General features: G+C 70.6%; 17 protein-coding genes and 1 tRNA gene. 5 read left to right on the plus strand and 13 right to left on the minus strand.

Features of this window, described 5'->3' with window-relative positions:
* Window positions 1–23 precede the first annotated feature (23 nt).
* From IG08_RS0119735 to IG08_RS0119745, 3 genes are read left to right on the plus strand one after another with little or no spacing between them, the layout of a single operon-like run.
* Window positions 24–905 carry a glycine betaine ABC transporter substrate-binding protein gene (locus tag IG08_RS0119735; RefSeq protein WP_078655666.1) on the plus strand — a complete coding sequence of 294 codons (882 nt, stop codon included), beginning with the start codon at window positions 24–26 and terminating at the stop codon, window positions 903–905.
* Between the two features lie 53 nt (window positions 906–958).
* Window positions 959–1555: an ArsR/SmtB family transcription factor gene (locus tag IG08_RS0119740; RefSeq protein WP_043454739.1), complete on the plus strand. Its 597-nt coding sequence runs from the start codon at window positions 959–961 to the stop codon at window positions 1553–1555.
* On the plus strand, window positions 1555–1734 hold the full coding sequence (locus IG08_RS0119745) for a hypothetical protein (RefSeq protein ID WP_030603905.1): 180 nt from the start codon (window positions 1555–1557) through the stop codon (window positions 1732–1734). Before IG08_RS0119740 ends, IG08_RS0119745 begins: the two co-directional genes overlap by 1 nt.
* Here IG08_RS0119745 and IG08_RS0119750 read toward each other — a convergent pair.
* The 3 genes from IG08_RS0119750 to IG08_RS0119760 are packed head-to-tail and all read right to left on the minus strand — an operon-like array spanning window position 1731 to window position 4432.
* On the minus strand, window positions 1731–2522 hold the full coding sequence (locus IG08_RS0119750) for a YlbL family protein (protein ID WP_030603907.1): 792 nt from the start codon (window positions 2520–2522) through the stop codon (window positions 1731–1733). The genes IG08_RS0119745 and IG08_RS0119750 overlap by 4 nt on opposite strands.
* Before the next feature lie 42 nt (window positions 2523–2564).
* Window positions 2565–3674, minus strand: coding sequence for an o-succinylbenzoate synthase (gene menC, locus IG08_RS0119755; protein ID WP_030603909.1), 1110 nt, complete (start codon window positions 3672–3674; stop codon window positions 2565–2567).
* Window positions 3671–4432, minus strand: coding sequence for a chorismate synthase (locus tag IG08_RS0119760; RefSeq protein WP_030603910.1), 762 nt, complete (start codon window positions 4430–4432; stop codon window positions 3671–3673). Before IG08_RS0119760 ends, menC begins: the two co-directional genes overlap by 4 nt.
* Window positions 4433–4538: 106 nt before the next feature.
* On the opposite strand from IG08_RS0119760, the gene IG08_RS0119765 reads away from it, so the two are divergent.
* Window positions 4539–6080: a PucR family transcriptional regulator gene (locus IG08_RS0119765; RefSeq protein ID WP_030603911.1), complete on the plus strand. Its 1542-nt coding sequence runs from the start codon at window positions 4539–4541 to the stop codon at window positions 6078–6080.
* On the opposite strand, the gene dapE is transcribed toward IG08_RS0119765, so the two are convergent.
* From dapE to IG08_RS0119800, 7 genes are all read right to left on the minus strand, one after another.
* Window positions 6061–7116: a succinyl-diaminopimelate desuccinylase gene (gene dapE / locus IG08_RS0119770; RefSeq protein WP_030603912.1), complete on the minus strand. Its 1056-nt coding sequence runs from the start codon at window positions 7114–7116 to the stop codon at window positions 6061–6063. The two genes, IG08_RS0119765 and dapE, sit on opposite strands and share 20 nt — an antisense overlap.
* Window positions 7113–8564, minus strand: coding sequence for an amino acid permease (locus tag IG08_RS0119775; RefSeq protein ID WP_052424793.1), 1452 nt, complete (start codon window positions 8562–8564; stop codon window positions 7113–7115). Before IG08_RS0119775 ends, dapE begins: the two co-directional genes overlap by 4 nt.
* A 154-nt stretch (window positions 8565–8718) precedes the next feature.
* Entirely contained in the window at window positions 8719–9360 is a 642-nt protein-coding gene (locus tag IG08_RS0119780) for an IclR family transcriptional regulator (RefSeq protein ID WP_030603917.1), read from the minus strand.
* 356 nt (window positions 9361–9716) lie between these two features.
* Window positions 9717–11507, minus strand: a complete 1791-nt coding sequence (locus tag IG08_RS0119785) for a DEAD/DEAH box helicase (protein ID WP_030603919.1) — start codon at window positions 11505–11507, stop codon at window positions 9717–9719.
* 143 nt (window positions 11508–11650) lie between these two features.
* Complete coding sequence (locus IG08_RS0119790) at window positions 11651–12034, minus strand: type II toxin-antitoxin system death-on-curing family toxin (protein WP_030603922.1); 384 nt, start codon at window positions 12032–12034, stop codon at window positions 11651–11653.
* Window positions 12035–12039: 5 nt separating this feature from the next.
* Complete coding sequence (locus tag IG08_RS0119795) at window positions 12040–12240, minus strand: ribbon-helix-helix domain-containing protein (protein ID WP_030603925.1); 201 nt, start codon at window positions 12238–12240, stop codon at window positions 12040–12042.
* 42 nt (window positions 12241–12282) lie between these two features.
* Window positions 12283–13704 carry an MFS transporter gene (locus tag IG08_RS0119800; protein ID WP_030603926.1) on the minus strand — a complete coding sequence of 474 codons (1422 nt, stop codon included), beginning with the start codon at window positions 13702–13704 and terminating at the stop codon, window positions 12283–12285.
* Window positions 13705–13921: 217 nt separating this feature from the next.
* On the opposite strand from IG08_RS0119800, the gene IG08_RS0119805 reads away from it, so the two are divergent.
* Window positions 13922–13996, plus strand: a tRNA-Cys gene (locus tag IG08_RS0119805).
* An 83-nt stretch (window positions 13997–14079) separates the two neighbouring features.
* On the opposite strand, the gene IG08_RS0119810 is transcribed toward IG08_RS0119805, so the two are convergent.
* The 3 genes from IG08_RS0119810 to IG08_RS0119820 all read right to left on the minus strand — a co-directional run bounded on the left by IG08_RS0119810 (window position 14080) and on the right by IG08_RS0119820 (window position 15952).
* Window positions 14080–14799 (minus strand): DUF6333 family protein, encoded by a 720-nt coding sequence (locus tag IG08_RS0119810; RefSeq protein WP_158812259.1) that lies wholly within the window; start codon window positions 14797–14799, stop codon window positions 14080–14082.
* A gap of 91 nt (window positions 14800–14890) precedes the next feature.
* Window positions 14891–15439, minus strand: coding sequence for a YciI family protein (locus IG08_RS0119815; protein ID WP_030603930.1), 549 nt, complete (start codon window positions 15437–15439; stop codon window positions 14891–14893).
* A gap of 24 nt (window positions 15440–15463) precedes the next feature.
* Window positions 15464–15952: a GNAT family N-acetyltransferase gene (locus tag IG08_RS0119820; protein ID WP_030603932.1), complete on the minus strand. Its 489-nt coding sequence runs from the start codon at window positions 15950–15952 to the stop codon at window positions 15464–15466.

Below are 15952 nucleotides of genomic sequence, written 5' to 3' on the forward strand. Positions count from 1 at the left end.
GCGGTCTGACCAGCGGTTCGCCGATGGTCGACGACGTCAAACCCGGCTCCGTCGGCAAGGGCCTGCCGCTCGAGGGCGCCGACCTCACCGTCACGTCCAAGGAGTTCACCGAGCAGCTCATCCTCGGCGCGATCATGGGCATCGCGTTCCAGGCGGCCGGCGCGGACGTCCTCGACCGCACCGGCATCCAGGGTTCCGTCGGGGCGCGGGAAGCGGTCAAGTCCGGTGACGCGGACGGGATGTACGAGTACACGGGCACCGCCTGGATCACGTATCTCGGCAACAGCGAGCCCATCGCCGACCCGCAGCAGCAGTGGGAGGCGGTACGCAAGGCGGACCTGAAGAACGGGCTGACCTGGCTGCCGCCGGCCGCGCTCAACAACACCTACGCCCTGGCGATGAACCAGGCCAACTACAAGAAGTACGGCACGAAGACGCTGTCGGACGTGGCGGCCCTGTCCAAGTCCGATCCGGGCGCCGTGACCCTCTGCGTGGAGAGCGAGTTCGCCAACCGGGCGGACGGGCTGCCGGGCATGGAGAAGGCGTACGGCATGAGCGTCCCCGCCGGGAACATCACGCAGATGGACACCGGGATCATCTACACCCAGGTGAAGAAGGGCAGTTGCACCTACGGCGAGGTCTTCACCACCGACGGGCGCATCAAGTCCATGAACCTCGCGGTGATGGCCGACGACAAGAAGTTCTTCCCCAACTACAACGCGGCCCCCGAGATCAACTCCAAGGCCCTGAAGAAGTGGCCGGCGATCGCGGACGTCCTCGACCCGGTCACCAAGAAGCTGAACAACGCGGTGGCACAGGAGTTGAACGCGAAGGTGGACGTGGACGGTGAGGATCCGCATCAGGTGGCGCTGGACTGGATGAAGGCGGAGGGGTTCGTGAAGTAGGGGTTGCAAAGAAATCCTTGCAACGGGTTCTTTGCAACGCTACCTTTGTACGCGTGACGGAACAGCCCAACGTGCGGAAACTCGACGCCCGTTCCCTGCGCGGACTCGCACATCCCCTGCGCATGGAACTGCTCAACGCCCTACGACGGCACGGCCCGGCCACCGCGTCGATGCTCGCCGAGCGGCTGGGCGAGTCCAGCGGAGCCACCAGCTACCACCTGCGGCAGCTCGCCACACACGGTTTCGTCGAGGACGCGCCGGACCACGGGAAGGGCCGGGAGCGGTGGTGGAAGCCGGCAGAGCAGGGCATCAGCATGACCGACGACCTGCTGCAGAACCCGGACCCGGAGGTACGCGGGGCGGCCGATACGTTCCTGCACGAGCTCGCGACCAACCACGGCCGCGAACTGTCGGCCTGGGTGGCGACGCGCGACGACTGGCTCCCGAACTGGTCGAACCACGCCATGGACCTGAGCGACTTCACACTACGGCTGACGCCCGACCGCTCCCGCGAACTCATCGGCAAGATGCACGAGTTGCTCAAGAGTTACGACGCCTTCGAGGCCGACGAGGACGACCCGGAAGCAGAACAGGTCCGCCTCCACACCCACGTCTTCCCCATCACGACGGATCGAAAGAGGCCCCAGTGATCGACCCCGAGACCCATCTCGCCCTGCACCGCATACGCGCCGCCGAGCTCCGCGCCCAGGCAGACGCCTACCGTCTCGCCGCCGAAGCCGAGCCCCCACGTGGCCTCCGTACCCGCCTCGGCTGGACCCTCGTAGAGCTGGGCCTGCGTCTCGCGACCCCGAGGCCGGCGATCGTCTAACAGCTCGGAACCGAGCCCTTCCCGCTCTCCAACGCCGTAAGCGAGTTGACCGCCCCCTTCAGCGTCGTCACCGGAATCAGCCGTAGCCCCTTGGGCAGTTCGGACTTGGCGTCGGCGCACTCGTCCTTGGGGACCAGGAACACCGTCGCCCCGTCCCGCCGCGCGGCCTGTGTCTTCAGCGCCACGCCCCCCACCGCACCGACCGTCCCGTCGGCGTCGATCGTCCCCGTGCCGGCGATGTTGCGGCCGCCGGTGAGGTCGCCGCCGCTGCCGTCGCCGTCGAGCTTGTCGATGACACCCAGCGAAAACAGGAGACCAGCACTCGGACCGCCCACGTCCGCGAGCTTCAGCGAAACCTTGATGTTCTTGTCGCCGAGGTCCAGGTAGTTCAGCGCGGCGTCGGTCGCGGCGTCCTGGGACTCCTTCATCTGCTCGGTGTTGTGCTCCTCGATCTCCTTGACGCTCTGCCCGCTCGGGTAGACCGCGTCGCGCGGCATGACGGCCTGGTCCGTGGCGAACCAGGCGTCGACCAGGTCACCCAGCGACACATGGGTGTCCGGGCCGGTCGCCTCGATCGTCGTCATCCGCAGCTGCCCGCTGGTCTTGCGGGCCGCCGCACCGGAGATCGTGATCACCGGCGTGCCCTTGTTCTCCCCGAGGACGTTCGCCGTCATCCCAGGCTGCGTCAGCGAGAACGGCAGCGGTGCGAAGGCAGCCGTGGCGAGAAGGGCCACGGCGGGCAGGGCACAGACGGCGACGGCCTGGGGGCGCGTGAGGCGAGAGAGCACGGGATCAATCTAACGCGGCGGTGACTTCCGGCCAGGGGCCGGTCAGCCCACGTACAGGTCCTCCCGACGGAGAGTGAAGCGCCGTAGCGCCTCGGGGAGCGGTTCGACGCCGATCCCCGGTGTCCGGGGAACCGGCAGGTGGCCGTCCTCCAGCACGAAGGGTTCCGTGATGTCCGCCGCGAAATAGCGGGACGAGGCCGAGGTGTCGCCGGGGAGCGTGAACCCCGGCAGAGCCGCCAGAGCAAGGTTCGGCGCGCGGCCGATTCCCGTCTCCAGCATGCCGCCGCACCACACCGGCACGCCGTGCGCGTGGGCCACGTCGTGCACCCGCCGCGCCTCCAGATAGCCGCCGACCCGCGCCGGCTTCACGTTCACGACCCGGCACGCGTCCATCGCGATCGCGGAGGCGGTGTCACGGGCGTTGTGCAGGGACTCGTCGAGACAGACCGGGGTCGACAACCGCCCCTGCAACCGCGCATGCCCGTACAGGTTGTTCTCCTCCAGCGGCTCCTCGATCAGCAGCAGCCCGAACTCGTCCAGCCGCCGCAGGTGGTCCGCGTCCGCGAGCGTGTACGCCGTGTTCGCGTCGACCTGGAGCGGCAGCCCGTCCCCGAAGCGCTCGCGCACCGCCCGGACCGGCTCCACGTCCCAGCCCGGCTCGATCTTCAGCTTGATCCGGACGTAGCCCTCGGCGAGGTAGCGCTCGACGTCGTCCAGCAACGCGGGCAGCGACTCCTTGATGCCCACCGACACCCCCGCCGGCACCCGCTCCCGCACCGCGCCCAGATACACGGCCAACGGCATCCCGTACGACCGCAGCTCCGCGTCCAGCACCGCCGTCTCCAGCGCCGCCTTCGCCAGCTCGTGCCCCTTTACCTTGGCGACCGCCGGAGCCACCGCAGCCGCCGTCAGCCCCGGCAGCCCCGCCACCCGCGGCAGCAGGAAGTCCCGCAGCACGATCTCCGCCCCCGCCACGAACTCCGAGCAGTACAGCGGCTCGGGATCGGCGGCGAACTCCGACCAGCCCTCCCCCGCGTCCGTGACGACGTGCAGCAGAAAGGTGTCCTTCGTGGTCATCGTGCCGAAGGACGTCCGGAAGGGGGTGACGAGCGGGATCGCGACATGGACGATCTCTACGCGTTCGAGCTTCATGCGGCAGCCCCCATCGACCGGGTCAGCGTGTACCAACCGTCCCGCGACATCCCCGTCGCCCTGAACCCCTGCGCGAAGGCCTCCGTGAACACCTCGCGGACGGCGTGCCGCCAGCGCAGCGCGAGCACCGGATCGGCGGCCCGCAGCTTCACGATGTCCTCCGGGACGCGGCACCAGACGTGGCGGTCGTCGAGGTCGCGGCGGGCGAGCGGGTCGCCGTCGGGGGCACGGTGAGTGGCAGGTGCACCCTCGCGATCCGGTGTCTCGTACGACGTCACCGACGCCCCCAGCTCCCACGTCACCGTCAGCCGGTCGCTCTCGTCGCCGTCGTTCACGCCGTCCGCCATGGGGCCGTAGAAGTCGACGAGGTACTCCGTGCCGGCGGCGCCCAGCTTGGCCAGGTTGAAGCGGGCGTTGCGGCCGACCAGCGGGTCGAAGGTCCAGCGCATGATGCGGGCACCGAGGCCGAGGGCCCAGGCCCGCTGGGCCTGCTTGACGGCGTATCCGAGCCCCTGGTCGGCCGCGGCGACCAGGGAGTACGTGTCCCCCTGCGCCCCGAACACGGCGACGGACGCCCCGGCCAGCCGGGTCCCGTCGTACGCGGCGTGCACCGCGCCGCCCGCGTGGACCAGGCTGTGCAGCACCTCGGCCGGGTAGGGCGGGGCGCTGCGGGGGGTCTGCCACACGTCGCTGAAGTAGTCGGTGACGGCGGCGAGGCCGGTCACGTCGTGGACGGTGCGGATGCTCACTCCGGTCATGGAACCGAGTCTCGGAGCCACCGGAGCTCCCCGGGTTGTGCACCTGGACAACCGGTGCGTACGTTCCTTTCCGGATCGGCCAATCACCCTTACCGCGAGGAGCCCCATGGACGCCTGCACCCTCGGCGACCTGCTGGACGTCATCGGCGGCCCCTCCGTACGCCTGCACACCGCCCCCGCCGGGCTCACCGCCCCGGTCACGGAGGCCGTGCTCTACGACGCCCACGCCCCGCTCCCCCGGACGCCGGGCGCGCTGCTGCTGGCGGTCGGGGTACGGGCGGCCGCGGCCGGGCCGCTCGCGCGGGCGGCCGCCGAGGCCGGGATGACCGGGCTCGTCGTACGCGGCGACGGCGGTCCGGTCGGTGAGGCCGAGGCGTACGGCGTGGCACTGCTGTCCGTCGACGAGGACGCGGCCTGGCAGCAGGTGCACCTGCTGCTGGCCTCGGCGATCGGCGCCCGGCCGGTGCCGTCCGCGGGCGGCCACGGGGACCTGTTCGCCCTCGCCGACGCCATCGCGGCGGCGGTCGGCGGGGCCACCGCCGTGGAGGACCCGCGCCAGCGGATCCTCGCCTACTCCACCGTCCCCGGCCAGCCGGTCGACGAGGACCGCCGGCAGGGCATCCTCGGCCTCCAGGTGCCGGCCAGCACGGAGAACTCCGAGCAGTACCGCACGCTGTTCGCGGCCGGCGACCCGGTACGGCTGCCCGCCCTGCGCGAGGGCGACCTGCCCCGCCTCGCGGTCGCCGTCCGGGCCGGCGGGGAGACGCTCGGCTCGGTCTGGGTCGTCGACGACGGCACGCTCGCGCCCGACGCCGAGGAGACCCTCGCGCAGGGCGCGTCCACCGCCGCGCTGCTCCTGCTGCGGGCCCGGGCGGCCCAGGAACTGACCCGCCACCAGAACAGCGAGCTGCTGCGGCGGCTGCTCGACGGTACGGCGGACGCGTCAACTTCCGTACGCGGTCTAGGACTTGAGGGTTCCGTGCGGGTGGCCGCGTTCGTGCTGGACGCGGCCAGCCTCCCGGACACCGAACAGACCCTCCTGCGGCTCCTGGACGTCGTACGGCTGCAGTGCGAGGCGCGGTACGGGCGGCACGCGTGCGTGCTCGTCGACGGGGTGGTGTACGCGCTGCTGCCCGCCCCCGGTGAGCGTCACAAGCGGCTCGCCGTGGACATCGTGGCGCGTGCCGGGCAGGCCTTGCGGGTGCCCGTGCGGGCGGCGCTGGGCGAGGTGGTGCCGGAGCTCGGCGAGATCGCGGCCTCGCGGGCGGACGCCGATCTGGTGCTGCGGGTGCTGGGCCCCGGCCTGCCGGTGGCCACCGTGGAGGAGGTGCGCCCGCGGGTGACGCTGCTGCGGCTGACCGAAGTTCTCGGTGAGCGGCGGGAGTTGAGCGCGGGGGCATGGCGGCGCGTCCTGTCGTACGACAGTGAGCACGGCACCGACTACGCGCGCACGCTGGTGAGTTGGTTCGACGCGGGCTGCGACATGGCGGGCGCGGCGAAGCTGCTCGCCGTCCACCCGAACACCTGCCGCTACCGGCTCAGGCAGGCCCAGCAGCACGTCGGGATCGACCTCGACGATCCCGACGAACGACTGGTGCTGTGGCTGCAGTTGAGAACCCTCGCCGGGCTCAGAGGAGCCACTTCCTGAGCCGGTCCTCGCACTCGCGCAACTGCTCCACGGGCACGTACTCCCCCGCCGTGTGCGCGAGCGACGGGTCCCCCGGCCCGTAGTTGAGCGCGGGCACCCCGAGCGCGGCGAACCGGGCCACGTCCGTCCAGCCCAACTTGGGGCGGGGCTCGGCTCCGAGCACCTCGACCAGACCGGCGACCCGGTCCAGCCCCGGCAGCGCCCCCGGCACGACCTCGGTGACGTGCACCTCGTACTCCGGGAAGAGGTCCCGTACGTACGCCTCCGCTTCCTCGGCCGAACGGCTCGGCGCGAAGCGGGAGTTGACGGTGATCACGCACTCGTCCGGTACGACGTTCCCGGCCACCCCGGCCCGCAGGGCAACCGCGCTCAGCCCCTCCCGGTACTCCAGCCCGTCGATCACGACCCGCTCGGGCCTGTGGTCGGCGAGCCGCTGGAGGACGGGGGCGGCGAGGTGGGCGGCGTTGACGCCCTTCCAGGCGCGGGCGGTGTGGGCGCGTTCCCCGCGGACGACGATGTCGGCGCTCAGCACGCCCTGGCAGCCTGCCTCGACGCCCGCGTCGGAGGGCTCCATGAGGACGGCGAGGTCGGCTTCGAGGAGGTCGGGGCGGCTTTCGGCGATCACGCGGAGGCCGTTGCGGTCGCCCTCGACCTCCTCGCACTCGTAGAAGACGTAGGTGAGGTCGCGGGTGGGCTCGGGCACGGTCGCCGCGAGGCGGAGGGCGACGGCGACACCACCCTTCATGTCGCAGGCGCCGAGGCCGTACACACGGCTTTCGTGCAGGAGCGACGGCAGGTTCCCGGCGGCCGGGACGGTGTCCAAGTGCCCTGCGATGACGACCCGTTGGGGCCGCCCGAGGTCGGTACGGGCGACCACGGAGTTGCCGATGCGGTCGACGGCGAGGTGGGGCAGGTCGCGCAGGGCGGCCTCCACCGCGTCCGCGATCCGGCCCTCCTCCCCGCTCTCGGAGGGGATGTCCACGAGAGCGCGGGTGAGATCGACGACGTCGGAGGTTCGGAGGTCGAGGGCGGTCATGCGGTGGGGGTCTTCCGGTTGAGCTTGGAGTGCCGGACGCCGTAGAGGCCGTAGACGACGAGCCCGACCGCCATCCACACACCGAACGCGATCCAGGTGTCGGTCCCGAGGCTGAACAGCATGTAGCCGCAGAACAGCACGCCCAGGATCGGGGTCACGGGAGAGAAGGGGACGCGGAAGGAGCGGGGCGCCTCGGGGTTGCGCCGGCGCAGCAGCACGACCGCCAGGTTGACCAGCATGAAGGCGAAGAGGGTGCCGATGCTGGTCGCGTCGGCGAGGCTGCCGAGCGGGACGAGGGCCGCGAGGATCGCGATGAAGGACGAGACGATCACCGTGTTGGCGCGCGGGACTCCGGTGCGGGGGTGGACGCGCGCGAACAGCGGCGGCACGAGCCCGTCCCGGGACATCGCGAAGAGGATGCGGATCTGGCCGTACTGCACGGTGAGCACGACACTCGTCGTGGCGATCACGGCACCGACGGACAGCAGGATCGGCCACAGGCTCCCCCCGCCCACGGCCTGCACGAGCACCTCGCTCAGCGTGGCCTCGGTCCCCTCGAACTTCTGCCAGGGCATCGCACCGAGCGCGGCGACGGCGACGAGGACGTAGAGGGCGGTGACCAGGAAGAGGGACAGCAGGATGGCCCGGGGCAGGTCCCGCTGCGGGTTCTTCGCCTCCTCCCCCGCGGTCGAGGCGGCGTCGAAGCCGATGTAGGAGAAGAAGAGGGAGGCCGCACCGGCACTCATGCCGGCGGCGCCCAGCGGGAACAGCGGCTGGAAGTTCCCGGCCTGGAAGGCGGTGAAGGCGACCGCGCAGAAGAGGACGAGCGCGGCGACCTTGACGCCGACCATGATCGCGTTGGCGACGGCGCTCTCGCGGGCCCCGCGCAGCAGCACGACCATCGCCAGTACGACGATGAGGGCGGCGGGGATGTTGAGCGTGCCGCCGTCGCCGGGCGGTGCGCTCAGGGCGTCCGGCAGGGTCACGCCGACGGTGAGTTCGAGGAGCTCGTTGACGTACTGCCCCCAGCCGACCGCCACGGCGGCGACCGAGACGCCGTACTCGAGGATCAGACACCACCCGCACACCCAGGCGACCAGCTCGCCGAGGGTCGCGTAGGCGTAGCTGTACGACGATCCCGAGCCCGGGATCATGCCGGCCAGCTCGGCGTAGGACAGTGCGGAGAAGAGGGCGGTCACACCGGCGAGCAGGAACGACACGACGATCGCGGGTCCGGCCTCGGGCACCGCCTCGCCGAGCACGACGAAGATGCCGGTGCCGAGGGTGGCGCCGACGCTCAGCAGGGTGAGCTGGGTGACGCCCATGGTCCGCTTGAGCGAGCTGCCGGCGGCTTCGTCGGCGAGTGCGCCGACGGTTTGCCGCCGGGTCAACCGGCTTGTGGGGCTTGTCCGTTGTCCACCTGGGGGCCGTGTACCGACTGTGTCCACCGTGCCGTTCCCTCCGCAGTTCCGCTTCTGGCCCCTGATGATGCGGAGGGACGGGCGGGTGACGGTGGGGGGAACGGCCAGAGGTTGGCGGGTCGGTTTGGAGTCTTGGCCAAAGCCAGGGGCGAGATGGAAACGCGGCAGCTCACCGAAGCGCTCACCGCAGTGCTTCGGCGACCTCCCGAGCCGCGTCCACGACCCGCGGGCCCACCCGTTCCGGCACCGCGTCCGCCAGCATCACCACGCCGACGCTTCCCTCGACACCGGTGACCCCGAGCAGCGGAGCGGCCGCTCCACTCGCGCCCGCCTCCAGTTCCCCGTGCGTCAGCGTGTACCCCGGCTCACCGAGCCCCTGCTGCCGCTGGGCGAGGATGGCCCGGCCCGCGGCACCCCGGTCCAGCGGATGCCGGAACCCGGCCCGGTAGGCCACGTGGTAGTCGGTCCAGGTCGGCTCGACGACGGCGACGGCCAGCGCCTCCGCCCCGTCCACGAGGGTCAGATGGGCCGTGGCTCCGATGTCCTCGGCCAGCGACCGCAGGGCCGGCAACGCCGCCTCGCGGACCAGCGGATGCACCTGGCGGCCCAGTCGCAGCACACCGAGCCCGACCCTGGCACGGCCGCCCAGGTCTCGTCGTACGAGTGCGTGCTGTTCGAGTGTGGCCAGCAACCGGTATACGACGGTCCGGTTCACGCCCAGTTTGTTGGATAGCTCGGTGACGGTCAGCCCGTGGTCCGTATCGGCCAGCAATTTGAGGACGCGCAGTCCCCGGTCGAGCGTCTGAGAGGTCTCCGCGGTCACGACGCCCACTCCTTAAGTGGTGAGGTCGGCAGCCCCCGTCGCGGCGGAAATTGCGTCACCGAGTCCCGTCGGTGACGCGCGTCAGAGGCCGCCGATCGGCTGGCGGCCCGGGCTGTCCCGGACCGCGTCGCTTCACGGCTGCGCTCCGCGGCGGCGCTGCCACGGGGCGTGTGCGTAGCGGGACAGTAGCGAAGGCGGTTCGCTGAGCGGAAGGCTCCGTCCAGAATCCGGTCACTGTCCGGTACGGACTACTTCCTTTTGTCCCGATACATACGGCGCGCGCCACCCGGAGTGCACCACTCCCGCACAGAGCGCACACGCTGCGGTGCACGCCCCCTCCCTTTAGGAGGCGGGCGTCACTTCATCCGCGTGGCCCACTCCTGGACCTTGGCGATCCGCTGCCGCAGCTGCCCGGCCGTGGCCTCGGCGCTCGGCGGTCCGCCGCACACGCGCCGCAGCTCGGTGTGGATGACCCCGTGCGGCTTGCCGCTCTGGTGGGTGTACGCACTGACCATCGTGTTGAGCTGCTTGCGGAGCTCCATCATCTCCTTGTGCGAGACGACGGGCCGCCGCTCAGCGGGCAACTCGAGGAGGTCGGCCTCTTCGTCCGGCTTCTTACGGCTGTGCGCGATCTGCCGGGCCTGCCGCTTCTGGAGGAGGAGCTGCACCTGGTCGGGCTCGAGCAGCCCCGGAATCCCGAGGTAGTCCTGCTCCTCTTCGCTCCCCGGGTGCGCCTGCATGCCGAACTCGGCGCCGTCGTACAGCACCCGGTCGAAGACGGCCTCGGACTCCAGCGCCTCGAAGGCGAACTGCTCCTGCTCGCCGGTGTCCTCGTCCTGCTCCTTGTTCGCCTCCTCCATCTCCTTCTCGGACTCGGCGTACGGGTCCTCCTCGCCGTCCTTCTTCGGCTTGTCGAGGGCGTGGTCGCGCTCGACCTCCATCTCGTTGGCGAAGGTGAGGAGGTCGGGGACGGTCGGGAGGAAGACGGAGGCGGTCTCGCCACGGCGCCGCGAACGCACGAAACGCCCGACGGCCTGGGCGAAGAAGAGGGGGGTGGAGATGGTGGTGGCGTACACCCCGACGGCGAGCCGAGGCACGTCCACGCCCTCGGACACCATGCGCACGGCGACCATCCACCGGTCGTTGCTCTCGCTGAACTTGTCGATCCTGTTGGACGCACCGGTGTCGTCGGAGAGGACGAGGGTCGCCTTGCTGCCGGTGATCTCGCGGATCAGCTTGGCGTACGCGCGGGCGGAGTCCTGGTCGGAGGCGATGACGAGGGCGCCGGCGTCCGGGATGCCCTTCCGCACTTCGGTGAGCCGCTGGTCGGCGGCGCGCAGCACGCTGGGCATCCACTCGCCGCGTGGGTCGAGGGCCGTACGCCACGCCTGGCTGATGGCGTCCTTGGTCATGGGCTCGCCGAGCCGCGCGGCGATTTCGTCCCCCGCCTTGGTCCGCCAGCGCATGTTGCCGCTGTAGGAAAGGAAGATGACGGGCCGGACGACGTGGTCGGCGAGCGCGTTGCCGTACCCGTAGGTGTAGTCGGCGGCGGACCGACGGATCCCGTCGTTCCCCTCCTCGTACGTCACGAAGGGGATGGGATTGGTGTCGGACCGGAAGGGCGTACCGGTGAGCGCGAGCCGCCGAGTGGCGGGCTCGAAGGCTTCCAGGCAGGCCTCGCCCCAGGACTTGGAGTCACCGGCGTGGTGGATCTCGTCGAGGATGACGAGGGTCTTGCGCTGCTCGACACGGTTGCGATGCAGCATGGGCCGTACGCCGACACCGGCGTAGGTGACGGCGACACCCTGGTAGTCCTTGCCGAGCGGCCCCGCGCTGTACTCGGGATCGAGCTTGATCCCTATCCGCGCCGCTGCTTCCGCCCACTGCTTCTTCAGGTGCTCGGTCGGCGCGACGACGGTCACCTGCTGCACGACATGGTGGTGCAGCAGCCACGAGGCGAGGGTCAGCGCGAAGGTCGTCTTGCCGGCGCCGGGGGTGGCGACGGCGAGAAAGTCACGCGGCTGCTCCTGGACGTACCTCTCCATCGCCCCTTGCTGCCAGGCACGCAGCTTGCTGGCGGTGCCCCAGGGGGCGCGGCCGGGGAAGGCCGGGGAAAGGTGATGGGAGGAGGCGGCGGTGGTAGTCACGGTCTCCGTTTGGTGGGTCGGGCGGCTCGGCTCGGTGAAGGGGTCAGACGGTTGGGCTGGGTATGACAACCGGGCCACCCTACCGGCGCCGCTTTCGTGTCAACGCGCAGACAAGCCCGGGTAACCCGTGGGTGGGATCCACGTCACAGCTCGCGCAGCCGTCCCGCGATCGCCGCCACTTCGCCTTCGGTGCCGGACGCCACGTCGATGACCAGCGCGTACGCCGCGTCCTGGTCGACGTCGGCGAGGTCGACGCCGTTCACGCCGAGAAGGGTCGCCGCAGCGAGCCAGGCGGTGCGCTTGTTGCCGTCGACGAGGGGGTGGTTGGTGGCGATGGCGTGCAGGAGGGCGGCCGCCTGTTCGTGCAGGTCGTCGTAGGCCGCCGTACCGAACATGCGGGCGCGCGGGCGATGTACGGCGGAGGCGAGCAGTCCGGGTTCCCGGGCCTCGGGGGCACGTCCGCCGAAGGCGACCTCGGCGAGGGCGGTGACCTCGACGACGGTGAGGTGGCGGGTCGTTCCTCTCATCCGCCTCATTCGCCGAGCCTCCTCAGCAGGTCGGCGTGCTCCCGCGCGATCCGCTCGCCGACAGCCCGCACCAGCGTGCTCTCTTCGTGGAGATACCTGTCCACGGCCTCCCGTGCGATGTCCTCCGGCGGGCGGCCGCACGCGTCGGCGAGGTCTTCGAGGGCCTGCCCGGCGGCGGGGTCGAGGTGAAGAGTGAGCTCGTGCATGCGCCCAGAGCCTAGGCACCCGATCACACGCTCACGACCGAATTACGCCTCCCGCAGCCGCGTAGTCACCCACGCCCCCACCAACGCCACCCCCGCCATCGGCAGGAACACAGCGGCGAAGGCGGCCGGATGCGAACCGGACGCCTCGGTCGCCGCGTGACTCACCGTGCCGCCGCCCAGCGCGGCGAAGGCCGCACCCCCGATCGCGAGCAGGACGACGTTCGACAGCCCGTCGGAGATCTGGAGGGCGGCGGAGTTGGTGCCGGCCTCCTCCGGGGCGGAGAGCTGCAGCAGCAGCACGCTGGTGGAGGAGATCACCAACCCCATCCCGAAGCACCCGAACGCCCAGGCCACGGCGAGGCTCCAGGCGGGCACGGAGTCGATCAGCACGCTCGGCGCGGCGGCGATGGCACCGGCCACCAGCACCATCCCGAACGTCATCAGCCGATCCCGGTACGGCTCCACTCGCGCCCGCGACTGCACCCACGACCCCAGCGCCCACGTCACCCCGCCCGCCGCGAGCGAGAACCCGGCGAGCGTCGGCGACAGCCCCCGCTGGGTGACCAGCATCAACGGCACGAAGGACTCGGCGGCGATGAAGGACCCCGCGGCGACCCCGCGCAGCAGCACGACGGAGGGCAGTCCGCGGGCGGCCCGGTAGGTACCGCGCGGCAGCAGCCCGAGCACGGCCGGCACGAGCAGCGCGGCACCGGCGACACCGGGGACGAGCGAGAGCCAGGTCAGGTCCTGGGCGGCGTACTGCAGCAGCCCCGCACCGAGCGAGATACCGAGGGCGAGCCGAATGCGCCGCCGGTCGAACGACGCGTGGTCCGCCGCGTGGTCCACCGCCCCGGCCGCCCGCCGCCGTATCTGCGGCAACGCGAGCGCCAGCGGAAAGACGACGAGCACCGGGATCCCGACGAACACCCACCGCCACCCGAGGTGCTCGGTCACGGCACCGGACGCCAACGGCCCGACGATGGACGGCACAACCCAACTGGCGGCGAACGCGGCCATGATCGCCGGCCGCAACCGCTCGGGATAGGCCCGCCCGACGACGACGTACAAGGCAACAATCACCAGCCCGCCCCCGAGCCCCTGCACGGCCCGCCCGAGAATGAACAGCCACATCGCGGTAGCCGTCCCGGACAACAGCAGCCCAGTCGCAAAGGCGCCGATCCCGGTGGTCACCGCCCCGAGCGGCCCCCGCCGATCCGACCACTGCCCGGCCAGCACCATCCCGAACAGACTCGTCGTGAAGTACCCGGAAAACGCGAACGCGTACAGGGACACCCCGTCCAACTCCCGCGCCGCGACGGGCATCGCCGTCCCGACGGCGGTCGCCTCGAACGCGATCAACAGCACGACCGACACGATCCCGATACTGAGCGCCCGATAGGAACGCCCCAACACGCCCTCCTCGTGCTCGGTGGGCAGGTCAGGAGTGGTGTCGAGGGCGGCCATGGTCGCCAGCGTAAGGGCCACGGGGCGGTTTGGCCCCTGTCGGGAGGCGGGCACGGACTGAGACCTTGGTCGTACGCCCACGAGGGCATCGCGGCCCATTCATGAACGGCGTATGGCAGTCCCATTGCGGCACCCGCGATTCCCTTGAGTCGTGCCCCTGCCCCGCCCTACGGTCATTCCACCGAGTTCGGCCCGGAGCACCACGCTCCACCGACCCGGCCGTGTGCCCGAGTGGTTTAGGGACTCGCCTGCAAAGCGAGTTACGTGGGTTCGATTCCCGCCACGGCCTCCAACGTCTTGACCAGGCAGAACAAAAGGGGCGGCACCTCCGATGGGGTGCCGCCCCTTTTTGACCTGGCACGCCTGGTCGGAGCTTTACTCTTCGAGCCACGCTTCCTGCATGATCGAAGTGGCGTCTTCGGTGTGGCGGACACGGAACACGGACATGGCGCGGCCGTCATGGTTGAGAGGGGCGACACGTTCGAGGGCGAGTTGGGTCAGCGCGTCCCAGGGGAAGGTGTGGTCGGGCTCGTCGAGGTGGATGCCTTCCTGCGCCAGGGCCTCGCCTGTGATGCCGAACGCGTCGATGACGGCTTGCGGCTCTCCTTCCACGTACCAGTCGTCTTCTTGGTCGTGACGGCCCGATGCCAGAAGCTTCGTACCGCTGGGGTGGAAGATCGCCCAGGCTCCATGGGTGGTGCTGTCGTCGATGGTGCACGCGGCGATGATCACCGCGTCCGGGAGATTCTTGTGGAGTTCTTCTGTCAGCTCCAGGACGGGGAAGTCGTCCGCGGTGTGTCCAAGGGCGGGGTCGATGATCTCCACCACTCCGCCCCAGCATCCGACGCGGACCAGTTCCAGGTCGGCTCGGGTGCCGGCGGCCACGTCATCGGTCGCAGGGACAGTGCCCAGGTCTTCGAGGATCGTGTCGATGGTGCCGAAGGATTCGGCGAATCGACGGGCCGCGACCCGATCACGAGCGGGGAGATCGACCGCTTCCGTGGGGGATCCGGGGTGGACGATGGTGAGGCTGTATTCGCCGTAGCGGAGAACACCCGCGTCCGCGGGAAAGTCCCAGAAAGAGGTTTCCGTCATGCCCGTCACGCTAACGGGCAGGGCCCCGGGGAGAGTCGCGTTCCCCCAGTTTGATCGCGTGGGGGTGCGATCCGTCCGCCTCCCCGGTTCCTCAGCGCCGCCCGCCGAACTCCCAGTCGTGGACCTCTATGTCGGCGTACCGGTCCGCAGTCAGGACCGCGCGGGCCGAGGCCGGGTCCGGGGCCCGGAGTAGTGCCGCCGTGCCCAGCCAGGTGTTGCCGTCGTCGGACAGCAGTGGGCCGTACGCGATCAGGTCGTCCCCGGCGGGCGGTACGGCGAGGTCGGCGGGCTCGCCTGCGCCGAGGCCCAGGACCAGGTAACGGTTGCCGCCGGTACGGCCGCCGGGGAAGTCCCACATCGTGCGGCCCAGCTTGTTGTGCCAGCGGCGGAGCAGGACATCCCGGTATGCGCCGGCCTGGTAACACGGCTCGTCGAAGACGAATGCTCGGGCGGCGGTGGGATCCGGCAGGTCGACGATGTGCACGCTGCCGGTGAGTGTCTCGCCGTCGGCGGCGAAGGTCGGGCCGCGGGCGATCAGCTCCTTCGCGTACCGGTCCATGTAGGACCAGTGCTCCTCCAGCAGTTCCTCGCGCAAAGGGACAGAGCCCGGCCGGTCGCGGTGGTAGCAGAAGAACTCCATGCTCACAGACTCTTCCCGTGTGGGTCAGGGATACGACGTCGTCCTGGCCACGTGGGCGTGGAGGAGCCGTGTCGACGGCTCGAAGCCGTGGCGGGCGTAGGCCGGTATCGCTCGGGGTGAGGAGTGGACGGTGACTCGCTCCAGGCCCAGTTCGTGGGCCGCGGCCAGCGTCGCTTCGATGAGGCGGCCGCCGAGGCCGGTGTCTCGGGCCTCCGGTATGACGTACACACATTGCAAGTCGCCGGAGGCCCGGTTCAGGGCGTGTGGGGCCGGCACGCGGTGGAGGACCGCCAGCCAGGCCATGCCGATGATCGTTGTGTCGCGGACCAGGACCATGCACCGGTGCGAGGACGCGTTCTCCTTCGCCCAGGCTACGAAGTGCCGTACGAATTCGTCGCGTTCGACCGGAGCCGGATCCGGGCTGTTGCCGTTCTCTGCGACCCACCGCCATCGGAGATCGGCCACGGCGGCCAGGTCACTGGGCTGGGCGACGCGGATCACGATGTTTTCCAC

This window comes from Streptomyces fulvoviolaceus, from assembly GCF_000718165.1.
Classification (GTDB): Bacteria; Actinomycetota; Actinomycetes; order Streptomycetales; family Streptomycetaceae; genus Streptomyces; species Streptomyces fulvoviolaceus.